Raw genomic sequence first — 15179 nt, forward strand, 5'->3', positions numbered from 1 at the left:
GCTCAGCACACGCCGCCGCAGGCGATCTCGTTCTCGCCGCGATGGATCAGCGGACGCACCGGCAGGGTGCCGGTCTTGCGACGCACGAGGAAGCGTGGCCGGCGGCCGCTCAGGAGGCCGTGACGGCGGCGGGTGCGGGTGAGGCCCAGGGCCACCGGACCCAACTGGCGCGACACCGGGGCGAGCACGCCGTCCTCCTTGACGATCATCCGCGGCAGGCCGGACTTGGCGGAGACGTCCCGCCACAGAGCGACGACCTCGTCTTCGCAGAACGGACCGAGACGGGTGATCACCGCACCGTCGGCATCCACCAGGAGGAGATCGAACCGGTCCTCGCCGCTTCGGTCGGAATCGTCTTCCGAGAACGACAGCGCGATCCCGGCCGGCGGAACGGCAGCGGAGCGACCGATGACGGGCAGGCGGGCGGCGACGAAGCGCGGTGCGGCCGCCTCATCGTGAAGACCATTCATGTTTGCGAAAGTGTTCATCGCCTGGGCACCCTGTGGGAGGCAACGGCCTCTGTCGGACCGTCCGTCTATGACAAGCAGAATTGCGTCTAATCTCCTCAAGCGACCTTAAGAGTGAGCGTTAAGCAAATATGGACGCGGGGTAAGCCTGCGGAATGCTCAACACTTCCTTGCGGCGATCCTCGACATTCCCGCGTATCGACCTCTGCGTAGCGAATCCTTGTGATGGTCAGGTCGGCACCCTACAACGGACAGGCCATCGCATCGTCGCCTCGCCGCGCCCTGCCCCCAGGCCTTTCCTACCCCCGAAGGCCTTTCCTGCCCCCAGGCCTTTCACGCACACACACCGCCAGATCCGCTTGGAGACGCATGTCCGACACGATGTCACCGGAAGCCGCACACGCCCTCGTTCCCGCCCTGCGCGAGGCGATTCGCGAGGCCGCCTCCCTCGCCTTGCCGTTGTTTCGTGCGGGCGAGCCGACAAAGGCGCGGATCTGGTCGAAGGCCGGCGGATCGCCCGTGACGGAAGCCGACGTCGCCGTGGACACCTTCCTGAAGATCCGCCTCAGCGCCCTGCTGCCGGCCGCCGCCTGGCTTTCTGAAGAGACGAGCGACGACGCGGTGCGGCTCGGGGCCGATCTGGTCTGGATCGTCGATCCCATCGACGGCACGCGGGCGTTCCTCTCGGGTCATCCCGACTGGTCGATCGCGGTGGCGCTGCTGTGGCGCGATCAGCCGTTGATCGGCTTCGTCTACGCGCCGGTGAGCGGGCATTTCTACGAGGCTGTGGCGGGCTTCGGCGCCACCCGCGACGGGCAGGCGATCACGGTCTCGGCGCAGGCCGGCCTGGACGGGGCGCGGGTGACCGGCCCCAAGCCGATGATGGACACGCTCGCCCGTGGGGGAGCGCGCGACCGCGTGCAGCCGGGCTTCGTCGCCGTCCCGCGCGTACCATCGCTGGCCCTACGGGTCGCCCGCGTGGCGGATGGCACGATCGATGTCGGGCTGGTGTCGTCGGATGCGCGGGACTGGGATCTCGCCGGCGCCGACCTGATCCTGCGCGAAGCCGGAGGCTCGGTGAGCGATCCGTCGGGACAGCCCACGACCTACAACCGCCCGGACCCCGTCCACGGCGCGCTGATCGCGATGTCGAACGGGCTCAGGACTGAGGTGGTGGACGCACTGGCGCGCGGCTGATTTTTGGAAGCTTTGATCGGGTTTCAGAATCGCGCCCTGCTCCCTCTCCATAAAGAAGAGGGAGCCTTCGCTTACAAAAACTCGAAGAGATCAGGCGAAGACGGGATCATACGGATTCCGGTTGATGACCTCGATTGGCCCAGGCGCCACAGCCTCCCTCTCCCGTTTGGGAGAGGGTTGGGGTGAGGGTCGTGAATTCTCCGAAGAGGTCACACACCTCTCCCTATCCCTCTCCTTCCAGGAGAGGGGACCCGTGGTTGCCAATGACCGAAGGAATCGAGCGGAGACGGGATCATACGCTTTGCGCCCGATCGGGTCGAAATGCGCCGGATACCTCCACCTCGTCCTGAGGTGTTGGATGGGACCGTTTCGATCTGATCAAGAAGGATCGAGCCCGCTCCGGGCCTCAGCGCCGGCCATCGTCATGGCGACGCGGCCTCAAGCCTTCGATCAGGCGTGCTCGCGCAGGTCCACGGCGGACAGGGCCACACCGAAACGGTCGGCCAGATGCCAGCGGAGTTCGCGGGGCGAGTGATAATTGTAGGAGGTGTCGATGAGATGGCTGAGGTCGACGGTCTTGTCGCCGCGCGTCGCGGCCTTCTTGAGACGGTCCACCTTGAAGGTCGTCGCGTCAGTGACGGGCGACCGGACGCCGCGGCGCCGGGTGTATTCGAACAACATATTTTTCTTTTAAGCTTTCGATGTCTTGGATGTGCGGGACCCTGTGGGTCCGGTATCGTCGATATGTGTTGCAGGAGTGTGATTGTACGCGGTCCATTCCTCCCGGAAGGACGTCGTTCGATCACGTTGGACGGTCAGACGACCGTTTGGTGACGCCAGCCCGGAGGCTGGCGCCGGGAGCATCAGGCCGCCTGGAGGTTACCAGCCGAGTCCTTGCCGCTGCGCTTGTCGGTCTGGATCTCGTAAGAGACCTTCTGACCTTCGATGAGATTGCGCATGCCAGCGCGCTCGACCGCGGAGATGTGGACGAACACGTCCTTGCCGCCGTCGTCAGGCTGGATGAAGCCGTAGCCCTTGGTCTCGTTGAACCACTTAACAGTGCCGGTATTCACGAAATAGATCCTCGTATCGTTCGTCGATCAACAACTTACATCTTCACGATGCAGGCAGCGGATCCTCTTCGGTGGGCCTGACGGAATCAGCGGTACGTGAGGCGCTCGTTCAAACAAGCTCTCGTCTTACCGATACCCGCTGACTGTCATGTAGCGTCATCATGCGGCGGCAACAAGGCGTTGGGGCCGAACGACGCGGTGGCGCCCGTCTCCCGAATGCCGAACGCCCCTGTGTTCAACCTGCTCAGCCTTCCATATAAGGGTTCGGTTCCAGGCAGTTAGGCGATTCATGGCGGGCATCTCGGTTTCCCTCGAAGGCGCGAATATTCAACTCTCGTTCCAGAAGGACGACCAGGCGACGGCGGTCGTGATGGACGCGCGCGCCGCCCGCGCTCTGGTGCGCGCCGTCGGGCAATTGCTCACCGCCATCGACGAACCCGACGACCCCGACCTCCCGGAAGACATCGGCGCCGAGGACATCGCGATGCTCGACGTCACGTCCTCGGCAATCGAGGTCGGGACCGACGAGCAGGGGCAGGCGGTGGTCGCGCTCCAGGCGGGCGCGCTGCCGCCGTTCCAGTTGCGCCTGACGGACGAAGAGGCCCGCCACGTGGTGACGAGCCTCTCCGAAATCCTGGGGGCGCCCCGTGATATCCGCGCGTCGCACGGCGATCACTGAGCCGGATTCACATCCGGACGCCCGGATCGGTGGGACCACCGGGCAGATAGTCCGGCTCGGAGCCGGGACCGGCGGGTTCGCCGATACCGGGGTCGTTCACCGGATAGGGCGTGCGCGGACCGGTCGGACCGATATCCGGGGATTCGTCGGGCGGCGGCGGCATCGGCAGATCGCCCGGGATTCCGCCGGGCAATGGTTCAGGGATCGGTAGGCCGGGACTGGCCATTCTGACTCTCCGTCATGGCGGGATATGTCGACCCAACCCGCACGCCACCGGAGGAGTTCCGGGACGGCTGCGGGTGTCCCGCCTCGGCGTGCGCCGTCAGGCGGTGACTTCCAGGACGAGATCGGACTGCAGCGGGCGCCCGTATTCGTCCTGCACCTCCACGCTGATCCGGTGCGTGCCGGCGCCGATGGTCCGGCTCAGGCGCGCGGTCCAGATGTGGCTCGACGGCTCGGCCTTGACCCAGGGCTTCTTCGTCTCCGGATAGCGCAGGAACAGTTCGGCGACGAAGGGATCGGTGCGGCGCGTCCGCGTCATCGCGACCGCGTCGCCGCCATCGATCCGATACCGCACGCGCGTCCTCGGTCCGCCATCGAACACGTTCACCACGAGGTCGGTGGCGCCGATGCTGTCCTGAGGGACCGGTGACCGCAGCGTCTGCATCGGCCGGACCTCGCGCAGAACCTCGCCGGCGCCGCCGCGGAACTGGCTCTCCAGCATGATCCGCATGCCCTCGTCCGGCTCGCCTTGCGCCGAGCGATACCGGGTCGTGTAGCGGTCACCGTCGATGGACAGGACGTGGAAGCCGTTGGGCGTCCCGTCGCGGCTGTCGGCGCTCGGGATCCCGGTGCGGACGCCCGGCCCGCTCCACCACGAGCCCGACACGGCGGTCAGCACGTGATGATGGTGGCGCTCTTCACCCTCGCCTTCGCCTGAACCCGCGCCGCGCAGGTAATGGTGCTCGGTGGTGTGGGTGTGCCCGGCCAGACTCAGGACGCGGCGGCCGTCGAGGAGGGCGATCAGCGCGTCGCGGTCGGTGGTGTTCTGGCGCGGATCGTTGGAATCGATGTCGGTGACGAGCGGGATGTGCATCGCCACGACCACGAGCCGGTCGCGCGGGGTCTGCGCCAGCACCGCCTTCACGAAGTCGAGCTGGCGCGGGCCGATGCGGCCTTCGTAGCGGCCGATGCCGCCCGTGCCCGAGGCGGCACCGAGATAGTGGACGTTGTCGAGCATCAGGAACAGGGCGCGTCCATGATGGAAGGCATAGTACGGCGCGCCGTAGATCCGCTTGAAGGTCTCGCGGCTGTAGCGCGCGTCGGGTCCCTCGAAATTGAGATCGTGGTTGCCGCCGAGATGGAACCACGGCACCCCGACCCGGCCGATGATGCGGTTGTAGCGGCCGTAGAACGACAGGTCGTCGAACAGGATGTCGCCGGTGGTCATCCCGAAGGCGGCGCCGGTGCCCAGAACCCGCGTGACGGCGGTGTCGCGGACATGGCCGAGCTCGACCGGGCTCTCCGGCTGGGTGTCGGTGAACAGGATCACGTCGAAGGCGTCGGGTTCCGGCGCCGCAATCAGGTGGAAATCGAGGGAGGCCGGCAATGTGCCGGTGGGATCGAGGCCGCGATAGCGCAGCCCGAGTTCCGGCGGCGTGCCGTTCGGCTGGTGGATGTAGGAGAAACGCGGGATGTTGTCGGCGTCGCGCGGCAGGGCATAGCCAGTCGGTTTGATCACGAAGACGGCGTCGCCGTCGGCCACCGGCAGGCCGTAGCGCCCTTGGGCGTCGGTGCGCGCCACCTCGCGGCCGTTCGAGACCAGGATGTCGGGAATGCCGCGCCGCGCGCCCGCATCCGTCGTCTCGTAGACGAGGCCGACGGCCTGCTCGGCGGCGGCGGGTTGCGCCGAGGCCGGCGACCCCGCCAGGGCGAGGGCGGCGGCGCCGGCGAGGGTCTCACGGCGATTCAGGATCGGTTGGTCGGTCATGGCCGGTTCTCCGGTGGTCGGTCGTTGCGACCGAACCAGAAGCCGGCGACCAACCCATGACAATGGACTCTCGGGCTGTCTCCGCGATCGAAGACCTCAGCGCTTGGCGACCGCCTTCTGGACCTTCGGCTTCTCGGGGACGGCGCCGGCCATCAGCTCCGACAACCGGCGCTGGTCGAGGCCGCGGGTGACGTCTTCGACGGCGAGGCTCGGCTTGCGCGGCTCGATCGACCCCGTGGTGACGGGATCGGAATGCGTGGCTGCGACGCGTTCCAGGGTGGACGGCTCGCGCTGGACGCGCATCGCCCAATGGGCAGCGGTGGAGAGTGCGGCGATGGCGAGGATCGCCTTGATCCCGCCCGTGAGAAGGCGTCGCATGATGGTCAGGCCCGAGACTATGCGCTGGAACGCGACCGGTTCCCCGGCCTCGTGGCATCCTCGGCCAATGTCCTTAACGAAGCGAAACGGGACGCCCCGAAGCTGCGTCCCGGAACGACGCGGCGCGCGGCCGAACCGCGCGCGGCCTCGGGGCGATCCTATTCAAGTGGGCCTTGCGCCACGGCGACGGTTCCTGTTCCCCGCGCGCGTGACACACCTGTCGCGACCCGGCCCACTAGGCCTCACAGGACCGGCGCAGAGAACTGGTCCGCACCGTCCCGTCACGACAGACCCCATCGCCATGCAAAGCCCGAGCGGGTTCGCGAAACCATCGAACGCATCGGCGCCGGGGACCGCCGATGTAGGCGCCCGCGCGTGAGCCGGCAACGGGCTTGGGCCGCGTCATCGCCGCAGCGACGCGCCGCTCGCAGTGGCGAAGGCCCGCAAGGCGGCGATCTCGTCCGCACCACCGTCCGACGCGAGACGGGCGAAAAGGTCGGCGGCCCCGGCAAAAACCTGCCGACCGGCCGCGTCGTCGCCGAGGAAGCCGGCGATCTCCCCCATCTCGGCGACCCAGCGATAGGCCTTCGGCACCATATCGGGCAGAACCCGGCCGAAGCGTGCCAAAAGTTCGGGCTCCTTCTCCGCGAGTTCCGCCAGCAGGGCGGGGCCGGCCCCGGCCCGGTCGGCGGCCAGCACCATCAGGGCGGCCAGCGCGGTGAGCCCCTTGTTGATCCCCGCATAGGACATCTTGAGCGCGGAGGCGGCACCGATGCCGCCCGTCATGGTGCGGATGTCGAGGCCGAGATCGCGCAGCGGCAGCATCGCCTCCGGGGCATCGCCCGAGACGTGGAGATGCGGGCCGGCGGCACCGGACTTGGGCGGCGGGCCGATGATCGCGGCGTCGAGGAAGGCCGCGCCCGTCGGGGCGATCAGGGCCGCGATCTCCCGCACGGTCTCGACGTTGACCGCATTGCAATCGACATAGACCGGCTTGCGCATGGCCGCCGTCAGGGCCGGGGCCAGGCGCCGGGCCAAATCCGCGGCATCGGCCGGCGGAACGATGGAGAGGATGAGGTCGGCATGCGCAACGGCCGCGTCGTCCGCGTCCTCCATGCCGGCCGCGACGGCGCGGGCACGGGTCGCCGGGCTGCGGCCCTCCAGTGTGGTGAGAACCCGTGCGCCGTGTTCGGTGAGGCGCGCCGCGATGGCGCTGCCCATGGCGCCGGCGGCAAGGATGGCGATCGTCGTCACGGGACCTGCTCCCTCTCGAAACCAGAACGACCGCGCCGCGGCTTCGGGAGGCCGGCGACGCGGTCGTCATGATGCAATGGGGCGAGGCGAGTGGCGAGAGGCAAAGTGGCGAGCCTGTCGGGCTCGCCGGCTGGGTCTCAGGTCAGCGAGCCGCAGAAGCGCTGGATGCGGTTGCAGGCCTCCTCGAGGGCGGTGTTCGAGGTGGCGTAGGAGATGCGCAGGTTCGGACCGAGGCCGAAGGCCGACCCGTGGACGGCGGCGACGCCTTCCGCCTGCAGCAGTTCCAGCACGAAATCCTCGTCGGTCTCGATGACCTTGCCGGTGGGAGTCTTGCGCCCGATGGTCTCGGCGCAGGACGGATAGACGTAGAACGCGCCCTCGGGGGTCGGGCACTTGAGGCCCTTGGTCTGGTTCAGCATCGAGACCACGAGGTCGCGGCGCTCGTGGAACGCCGTGCGGAACTGGGCCAGATGCGCCTGCGTCCCCTCGAGGGCGGCCACCGCCGCCCATTGCGAGATCGTCGAAGCGCCGGAGGTCTGCTGCCCCTGGACGAAGTCCATCGCCTTGATGAGGTGCTCCGGGCCGGCGGCGTAGCCGATGCGCCAGCCGGTCATGGCGTAGGCCTTGGAGACGCCGTTCATGGTGAGCGTGCGCTCGTAGAGGCCGGGCTCGATCTGGGCCGGGGTCACGAACTCGAAGTCGCCGTAGCAGAGGTGCTCGTACATGTCGTCGGTGAGCACCCAGACATGCGGATGGCGCATCAGCACGTCGGTGATCTTCTTGAGCTCATCCCGCGCATAGGCCGCCCCCGACGGGTTCGAGGGCGAGTTCAGGATGATCCACTTGGTCTTGGGCGTGATGACGCGCTCCAGCTCCTCCGGCTGCAGCTTGAAATCGTGCTCCATGTCGGTCTCGCAGAAGACCGGCGTGCCGCCGCACAGGATCACCATCTCGGGGTAGGAGACCCAGTAGGGACGCGGGATCACGACCTCGTCGCCGGGGTTCAGGGTGGCGAGCAGGGCGTTGTAGATCACCTGCTTGCCGCCGGTGCCGACGATGGTCTGGCTCGGCTTGTAGTCGAGGCCGTTCTCGCGCTTGAACTTCTTCGCGATGGCCTCGCGCAGGGGAACGATGCCGGAGACGGGCGGATACTTGGTCTCGCCGCGGGCGATCGCCTCGACGGCGGCCTGCTTGATGTGATCGGGCGTATCGAAATCGGGCTCTCCGACGGAGAGGCTGATGACGTCCATTCCCTGCGCTTTGAGCTCGCGCGCCTTCTGCGTCATCGCGATGGTCGCGGACGGCTTCACGCGGGACAGGGCGTCGGACAGAAAGCCCATTTCGAATACTCCGTTGCTTGGTATTTCTTGAGACGGCGCGGACCGTAGTCGCGGTGCGGGACCCGGGCAAGAGACCGCCTCAGTCCTTGCGCAGGATCGCGAGGGATTGCCCCAGCGGCTCGCCAGACGTCCACGGGGCGAGGTGGCCATCGATGAAGTCGACGCCCGTGTAACCGAGGCGCTCGGCCCAGACGACGATCTGGTTGCGTTCGATGAACTGGTTGAGGTGGGGAACCGTGCTGGCGCGCTGGGTCGCCACGGTCTGTTCGAAGACGCGCCAATGCTGCGGCATCGCGAATTCGAGGAACGACATCACCACCCGGCCGCCGGGCCGCAGGCAGCGATGCGCCTCCTCGAGATAGAGGTAGGTCTCGGCGTGCAGCAGGTGGGTGAAGACGCTGAATGCGCACAGCACATCCACCGACCGCGCCTCGAGGGGCAGCGACAGGGAGCGATTGAGCACGAACTTGTAGGATTTCGGCGCCTTGGTGCGGGCGTAGTCGAGGAGCGCCGGCACCACGTCGAGGCCGAGATAGGACACGTCGAGGTCCCGTGCCAGCGCGACGGCGAGGCGTCCGCTGCCGCAGCCGAGATCGACCACCGCCTGCCCGGGCATCAAGCCGGCATGGCGCAAGATCGCACATTCGATCGCCCCGACGGCGTCGTAGGAGCCGCCGACCGCGAGGCTCATGGCGGTGTCGATGGGATGGTCGCGGATCAGGTCGGCGACGTAGCGCTCGTAATCCTCGACGAAGTGAAATTTCGCCATGGCGTCGACATCACCCCTTCTGCGCCGAATACGACGGGCCGCCCGGCATGCGGCCCGATCGCGCTGCGGGCGCCTGATGACACGGCGGACCGGGCAGCGTCACCACCCCGCGTAAAAACGCCGCCGCTCCCGTGAGAGTGCGGCGGCGTGGATCGATGAGAAGGTCGGTGCCGGACTTCAGCCGCCGAAGAGGCGCTTCAGCCCCGAGAGCAGGCCGGCCTTGGGCAGCTCGGAATCGGCAGGTGCCGCGACGGTCGGCTCCGGTGTGGCCTGGACCGCCTGGACGAGGCCCAACGCCGCCGTGTCGGTGGTCTCGCGGTCGATCAGGATAAAGCCACCCGTATCGCGGTTGGCGATGTAGGCATCCACCGGCACCGCCCGGTCGAGGGTCAGCACCACGTCGCCGATGTCGTTGGCCACGAGCCGTTCCACCGGCTCGGCCTTGCCGGTCTCCGGATCGATCCGGGTGCGGATGGCGCTCACCACCGCGTTGACGGTGACGGTGCCGATCTTGGCGAGCAGCGTCGTGCCCTGAGCCAGCTCGGTCTCGGCGGCCCAGAACAGGCGGGCGTCGAGGGTGTCGGTGACCCGCATCGGCGCATCGGCCGCCGCGATCACCGACCCGCGCGAGGCATCGACCTCGTCGGCGAGTACCAGGGTGACCGATTGACCCTCCACCGCGTGGGGCAGGTCGCCGTCGGCGGTGTAGATCCGGGCGATGGTCGAGGTGCGGCCGGAGGGAGCGACGACGACGGCATCGCCGGGGGCGACCCGGCCACTGGCGATGAGGCCGGAAAAGCCGCGGAATTCGGAATTGGGCCGGTTGACCCATTGCACGGCCATGCGGAACGGAGCGGCCTGCTCCTCGACGCGCACCGGCACCTCTTCGAGGTACTGAAGCAGCGGCGTGCCGTCGTACCAGGGCACCGCCGCGCCGGGCAGCACGACGTTGTCGCCGTTCTTGGCCGAGAGCGGGATCGCACGGACCTCGGCGAAGCCGAGCGGCGCGGCGAAGGCGTGGAAATCGCGCGTGATCGCCTCGAACTTCGTCTGCGACCAGCCCACCAGATCCATCTTGTTGATGGCGAGCGCGACGCGCTTGATGCCGAGCAGCGACACCAGGAGCGCATGGCGGCGGGTCTGACGGGTCAGCCCCTGACGGGCATCCACCAGGATCACGGCGACGTCGGCGGTGGAGGCGCCGGTCGCCATGTTGCGGGTGTATTGCTCGTGGCCGGGCGTGTCGGCGACGATGAACGAGCGCTTGTCGGTGGAGAAGAACCGGTAGGCGACATCGATGGTGATGCCCTGCTCGCGCTCGGCCTGGAGGCCGTCGACGAGGAGCGCGAGGTCGATCTCCGCCCCTTGCGTCCCGTGCTTGCGCGAATCGCGCTGCAGGGCAGTGACCTGATCGTCGAAGATCTGCTTGGTGTCGTGCAGTAGCCGGCCGATGAGCGTCGACTTGCCGTCGTCGACGGAGCCGCAGGTGATGAAGCGCAAGACTTCCTTGCGCTGATGCGCCGCCAGGAAGGTGTCGTAGCCGAAAGCCTCGGGCGATTGGTGGATGGTCATCTTAGAAATAGCCCTCCTGCTTCTTGCGCTCCATGGCGCCGGCGCCGTCCTTGTCGATCACCCGGCCCTGCCGCTCCGAGGTGCGGGCTGCCAGCGTCTCGCCGATGATCTCGGGCAGGGTCGCAGCACCGCTCTCCACCGCGCCGGTGAGCGGATAGTCGCCCAGCGTCCGGAATCGCACCGACAGGGTCTGGGGAATCTCGCCGGGATTCAGGGGCAGGCGCGCGTCGTCCACCAGGATCAGTTGGCCTTCGCGTTCGACCACGGGCCGGGGCTTGGCGAAGTAGAGCGGCACGATCGGAATCTGCTCCTGCTCGATGTAGAGCCAGATATCGAGTTCGGTCCAATTCGAGAGCGGGAACACCCGCAGGGATTCGCCGCGCTTCTTCTTCATGTTGTAGACGTGCCAGGGCTCGGCGCGCTGGCGCTTGGGGTCCCAGCGATGCTGGGCGGTGCGAAGCGACACGATGCGCTCCTTGGCGCGGGACGCCTCCTCGTCGCGACGCGCGCCGCCGAAGGCCGCATCGAACTTATGCTTGTCGAGCGCCTGCCGCAGACCTTGCGTCTTCATCACGTCGGTATGGACTTCCGACCCATGCGTGACCGGGCCGATGCCGCGGGCAAGACCGTCCTGGTTGATGTGGACGATGAGGTCGAGGCCGAGCTCCTTGGCGCGCTGATCGCGAAACGCGATCATCTCCTTGAACTTCCAGGTCGTGTCGATGTGCATCAGCGGGAACGGCAGACGCCCCGGGGCGAACGCCTTCAGCGCCAGATGCAGAAGCACCGACGAATCCTTGCCGATGGAATAGAGCATCACCGGGTTCTCGGCCTCGGCGACCGTCTCCCGCATGATGTGGATGCTCTCGGCCTCCAGACGCTGCAGATGGGTGAGGCGCTCGAGCCGGTGTGCCGCGATCGCGGCGGCGGGGGAGGCGCTCATCGGGCCATCTCCGGAGAAGTGTTGCGGGTGGGTGTCTCGAACGCGGCCGGCTCCCGACCGGGGGCGACGTCCGCCTCCGGCCGATGGATATGTAGACCACATTCCTTCTTGGATTCTTGCTCCCACCACCAGCGGCCGGCGCGCTCGCTCTCACCCACCCGGATGGCGCGGGTGCAGGGCGCGCAACCGATGGAGGGGAAGCCGCGATCATGCAGGACGTTGTAGGGAATATAATTGTCGGACACGAACCGATCGACGTCGGCCCGGGTCCAGTCGGCGAGCGGATTGATCTTCACCAGGCCGCGGGCCGGGTCGGCTTCGGCGAGCGGCGTATCGGCCCGGTTGGCCGATTGCCCGGCACGCAGGCCGGTGAGCCATCCGGCGGCGCCGTCGAGCGCCCGCCCGAGCGGCTCGACCTTGCGAAAGCCGCAGCAGGCCTGCCGCGCGGCTACCGAATGGCGAAACCCGTTGATGCCCTCGCTCCGCACGAAGTCCTCCTCGGCCTCCCGCTCGGGCGCGTAGGCCCCGATCCGGATGCCATAGGCCGATTCGGTCTCCGCCCAGGTGTCGTAGGTCTCGGGGTAGAGCCGGCCGGTATCGAGGGTGACGATCTCGGTGCGCCCCTTGGCCATGGCGAGCGCATGGGTGAGCGCCTGATCCTCGATGCCGAGGCTGGTGGTGAAGACCAGCCGGCCGGGGATCGAGGCTTCGATCAGGCGGATGCGGCCCGTCAGGTCGAGCCCGGCCATGCCGCGGCTGAGATCCTGTGCCGCCTGTTCCAGTTGAAAGGTCATGACCGACTTCGCGATGCCTGCTTGTCTGACGCCTGAAATGTTCGCTATAACGAACGCTGTCAAGGCATGGCGGCCATCACAACAGGGCATTGCCGTGCTGCGATCACTGCGGTCCGGCAACGGTCAGCTTCCCGGATCGGTTGCCTGACTGGGAAAGATCCTTCTCAACAGCACCGGCAGGCCGTGCGCTCACGCACACCATGCCACCGCCCGCAAACCCCGTGAGGCCGCCTTGGATTCGATTGACCTGAAGATCCTCGGGCTCCTGCAGAACGATGCGACGCTCTCGATCGCCACCATCGGCGAGCGGGTCGGGCTGTCGCAGACGCCGTGCTGGAAGCGCATCCAGCGCCTGGAGGCGGACGGGGTGATCGACCGGAGGGTCGCCGTGCTCGATCCGGTGAAGCTTGGCCTCGGCCTGACGGTCTTCGTCTCGATCGAGACGGCCGATCACTCCCGGGAATGGCTCGAACGCTTCGCCGAAACGGTCTCGGCGATGCCGGAAGTGCTCGAATTCTACCGCATGGCCGGGGACGTGGACTATATGCTGCGCGTCGTCGTGGCCGATATGCGCGCTTACGATACCTTCTATAAGCACCTCATCGCGACGTTGCCGTTGAAGAACGTCACGTCGCGCTTCGCGATGGAAAAAGTGAAGTCGACCACCGCCCTGCCCCTTCCGTCGGCGCCACCGAACGGGCGGTTCACGCCGACGCTCTCGGTGGTGGCCGGGGAATAGGCGAAGAGAATAAAATTCTGTTTTGCACCGCAACCGCAAACAGCTCCTTCTACCCCGACGTCGTTCTGTAAAACGGACAACTCCGTTGACAGCCCGGCCGCTCAGCACGACATGGCTTCGGATATGGCACGACACGCAATCCTCCCCCGTACGGCGCCCTTCGGTGAGTCCGAGCGCGCCAGCCTCGACGCGGTGCTCGGCCCGGCGACGCCGGTCCAGCGCGCCTGGCTCGCGGGCTTCCTCGCCGGCCTCGACGCCGCCGGCGGCCAGACGGCTGCGGTGCCGGCGGCCCCGCCCAAGGCGGCCGAGCCGCTGCTGATCCTCTATGCGAGCGAATCGGGGAATTGCGAGACGCTCGCCAACACCATGGCCAAGCTCGCCCGCAAGAACGGCTTCAAGCCGAAGGTGGTGGACTTCTTCGATCTCGACGTGGCGAGCCTGGCGCAGGAGAAGCGCATCGTCGCCATTGCGGCCACCTGGGGAGAAGGCGAGCCCCCGGCCCGCGCCATGCGGGCCTATGGCGAGCTGATGGGCGACGGCGCCCCGCGCCTCGACGGCGTGGAGTTCGGTGTCCTGGCGCTCGGCGACACCTCCTATGCGGAGTTCTGCGCCACCGGGAAGGCGCTCGACGCGCGGTTCGAGGCGCTCGGCGCCACGCGCGCCCAGGCCCGCGCCGACCTCGACCTCGATTTCGAGACACCGGCCGCCGCCTGGATCAAGGATACGCTGAAGGCGCTGACCCCGCCGCCGAGCGCCGACAACGTCGTCGCCGTCGATTTCGCCGCCCGCGCGGTCGAGGACGACGAAGATGTCGAGCCGAGCCGCGAGCCCAAGGTGGTCGAGGTCGTCGACCACGTGAACCTCAACTCCTCGCGCTCCGACAAGGAGACGATCCACCTCGCCCTCGAATTCGAGGACGGTGCGCCGGCCTACGAGCCGGGCGATTCTTTGGAGATCTACCCCGAGAACGATCCCCAGCTCGTGGACGAGATCCTGACAGCCACGAACCTCTCGGGCGACGAGGCCTTGCGCCGGATGCTGCTGTCCGAGCGGGACATCACCACCCTGTCGGCCACCACGGTTGAGCGCTTCGCCAAGGCGACGGGCCATGCGGACGCGCAGAAGCTCATCGACAGCGGCGAGGCCAAGGCCTGGATCGAAGGCCGCCATCTCATCGACCTGATCGAGACGTTCCCGGCCGCGATCACCGCCGAGCATCTCGGGACCATCACCCGCCCGCTGCCGCCGCGCGCCTATTCGATCGCGTCATCGCGAAAGGAAGTCGGCGACGAGGTCCATCTCGTGATCGCGGCGGTGCGCTACGCCACCCACGGCCGGGCGCGCTCCGGCGTCGCCTCGACGCATGTGGCCGACCGGATGAAGAACGGCGCCAAGCTCCGGGTGAAGCTGAAGCCCAACCGGCATTTCCGCCTGCCGCAGGACCCGGCCACCGACATCATCATGGTCGGCCCCGGCACCGGCGTCGCGCCGTTCCGCGCCTTCGTGCAGGAGCGCCGCGCCGTCGCGGCGCCCGGCCGCTCCTGGCTGTTCTTCGGTGACCGGCAGTTCACCCACGACTTCCTCTACCAGCTCGAATGGCAGGAGGCTCTGGAGGACGGCTCGCTCACCAAGATCGACGTCGCCTTCTCGCGCGATCAGCCGGAGAAGGTCTACGTGCAGGACCGGATCGACCAGCACGCCAGGGAACTGGTGGAATGGCTCGACGGCGGTGCCAGCCTCTACGTCTGCGGCGACGCGACCAAAATGGCCAAGGACGTGCGCAACGCCGTCGTGCGCGCCTACGCCACGGTGAAATCCCTCGGCGCGGCGGAGGCTGAAGCGGCGGTTGCGGCGCTGGAGCGCGCCCACCGCTACCAGCAAGACGTCTATTAGGACGTGAGCCAAAACCCCTCCCCCCGCTGCGGGGGAGGGTGGTCGCGGAGCGACCGGGAGAGGGGGAGACCTCTCCGGATCGCGTGCTCCC

The 15179-nt window shown here is 67.7% G+C and carries 16 protein-coding genes; 4 read left to right on the forward strand and 12 right to left on the reverse strand.

All coding sequences use genetic code 11. From position 1 onward, the window contains the following. Nucleotides 1–2: 2 nt before the first annotated feature. Nucleotides 3–470, reverse strand: a complete 468-nt coding sequence (locus G3T14_RS14930; RefSeq protein WP_163643382.1) for a DUF6101 family protein — start codon at nucleotides 468–470, stop codon at nucleotides 3–5. 366 nt (nucleotides 471–836) lie between these two features. Between G3T14_RS14930 and G3T14_RS14935 the strand changes: the two genes are divergently transcribed. Next, nucleotides 837–1664, forward strand: coding sequence for a 3'(2'),5'-bisphosphate nucleotidase CysQ (locus G3T14_RS14935; protein WP_163643334.1), 828 nt, complete (start codon nucleotides 837–839; stop codon nucleotides 1662–1664). A gap of 450 nt (nucleotides 1665–2114) precedes the next feature. Here the strand turns inward: G3T14_RS14935 and G3T14_RS14940 are convergent, their stop codons facing one another. Further along, nucleotides 2115–2345: an AsnC family transcriptional regulator gene (locus tag G3T14_RS14940; protein ID WP_163643335.1), complete on the reverse strand. Its 231-nt coding sequence runs from the start codon at nucleotides 2343–2345 to the stop codon at nucleotides 2115–2117. 182 nt (nucleotides 2346–2527) lie between these two features. Next, nucleotides 2528–2737, reverse strand: a complete 210-nt coding sequence (locus G3T14_RS14945; protein ID WP_026175704.1) for a cold-shock protein — start codon at nucleotides 2735–2737, stop codon at nucleotides 2528–2530. Nucleotides 2738–3026: 289 nt separating this feature from the next. On the opposite strand from G3T14_RS14945, the gene G3T14_RS14950 reads away from it, so the two are divergent. Beyond that, the gene (locus G3T14_RS14950) at nucleotides 3027–3416 is read left to right on the forward strand and encodes a hypothetical protein (RefSeq protein ID WP_163643336.1); all 390 of its coding nucleotides are present in this window, start codon (nucleotides 3027–3029) and stop codon (nucleotides 3414–3416) included. A 7-nt stretch (nucleotides 3417–3423) separates the two neighbouring features. On the opposite strand, the gene G3T14_RS14955 is transcribed toward G3T14_RS14950, so the two are convergent. From G3T14_RS14955 to G3T14_RS14995, 9 genes are all read right to left on the reverse strand, one after another. Then, nucleotides 3424–3642 (reverse strand): hypothetical protein, encoded by a 219-nt coding sequence (locus tag G3T14_RS14955; RefSeq protein ID WP_163643337.1) that lies wholly within the window; start codon nucleotides 3640–3642, stop codon nucleotides 3424–3426. A 96-nt stretch (nucleotides 3643–3738) separates the two neighbouring features. After that, complete coding sequence (locus G3T14_RS14960; RefSeq protein ID WP_163643338.1) at nucleotides 3739–5406, reverse strand: calcineurin-like phosphoesterase family protein; 1668 nt, start codon at nucleotides 5404–5406, stop codon at nucleotides 3739–3741. A 96-nt stretch (nucleotides 5407–5502) separates the two neighbouring features. Further along, nucleotides 5503–5784, reverse strand: a complete 282-nt coding sequence (locus tag G3T14_RS14965) for a hypothetical protein (protein WP_163643339.1) — start codon at nucleotides 5782–5784, stop codon at nucleotides 5503–5505. 402 nt (nucleotides 5785–6186) lie between these two features. After that, complete coding sequence (locus tag G3T14_RS14970) at nucleotides 6187–7038, reverse strand: NAD(P)-dependent oxidoreductase (RefSeq protein WP_163643340.1); 852 nt, start codon at nucleotides 7036–7038, stop codon at nucleotides 6187–6189. 137 nt (nucleotides 7039–7175) lie between these two features. After that, nucleotides 7176–8378 (reverse strand): pyridoxal phosphate-dependent aminotransferase, encoded by a 1203-nt coding sequence (locus G3T14_RS14975; RefSeq protein ID WP_163643341.1) that lies wholly within the window; start codon nucleotides 8376–8378, stop codon nucleotides 7176–7178. A 79-nt stretch (nucleotides 8379–8457) separates the two neighbouring features. Beyond that, nucleotides 8458–9147 (reverse strand): class I SAM-dependent methyltransferase, encoded by a 690-nt coding sequence (locus tag G3T14_RS14980; RefSeq protein WP_163643342.1) that lies wholly within the window; start codon nucleotides 9145–9147, stop codon nucleotides 8458–8460. A 177-nt stretch (nucleotides 9148–9324) separates the two neighbouring features. Continuing rightward, nucleotides 9325–10719, reverse strand: a complete 1395-nt coding sequence (gene cysN, locus G3T14_RS14985) for a sulfate adenylyltransferase subunit CysN (protein ID WP_163643343.1) — start codon at nucleotides 10717–10719, stop codon at nucleotides 9325–9327. A 1-nt stretch (nucleotide 10720) separates the two neighbouring features. Beyond that, a complete protein-coding gene (gene cysD, locus G3T14_RS14990; protein ID WP_163643344.1) occupies nucleotides 10721–11662 on the reverse strand; it encodes a sulfate adenylyltransferase subunit CysD in 942 nt (313 codons plus the stop codon). Beyond that, a complete protein-coding gene (locus G3T14_RS14995; RefSeq protein ID WP_163643345.1) occupies nucleotides 11659–12456 on the reverse strand; it encodes a phosphoadenylyl-sulfate reductase in 798 nt (265 codons plus the stop codon). Before G3T14_RS14995 ends, cysD begins: the two co-directional genes overlap by 4 nt. 232 nt (nucleotides 12457–12688) lie before the next feature. On the opposite strand from G3T14_RS14995, the gene G3T14_RS15000 reads away from it, so the two are divergent. Both G3T14_RS15000 and G3T14_RS15005 read left to right on the forward strand, forming a co-directional pair. Continuing rightward, nucleotides 12689–13195 (forward strand): Lrp/AsnC family transcriptional regulator, encoded by a 507-nt coding sequence (locus G3T14_RS15000; protein WP_163643346.1) that lies wholly within the window; start codon nucleotides 12689–12691, stop codon nucleotides 13193–13195. A gap of 123 nt (nucleotides 13196–13318) precedes the next feature. After that, nucleotides 13319–15088 (forward strand): flavodoxin domain-containing protein, encoded by a 1770-nt coding sequence (locus tag G3T14_RS15005; protein WP_163643347.1) that lies wholly within the window; start codon nucleotides 13319–13321, stop codon nucleotides 15086–15088. Nucleotides 15089–15179: the final 91 nt, after the last annotated feature.

It is taken from the genome of Methylobacterium sp. BTF04 (genome assembly GCF_010692745.1).
GTDB lineage: Bacteria > Pseudomonadota > Alphaproteobacteria > Rhizobiales > Beijerinckiaceae > Methylobacterium.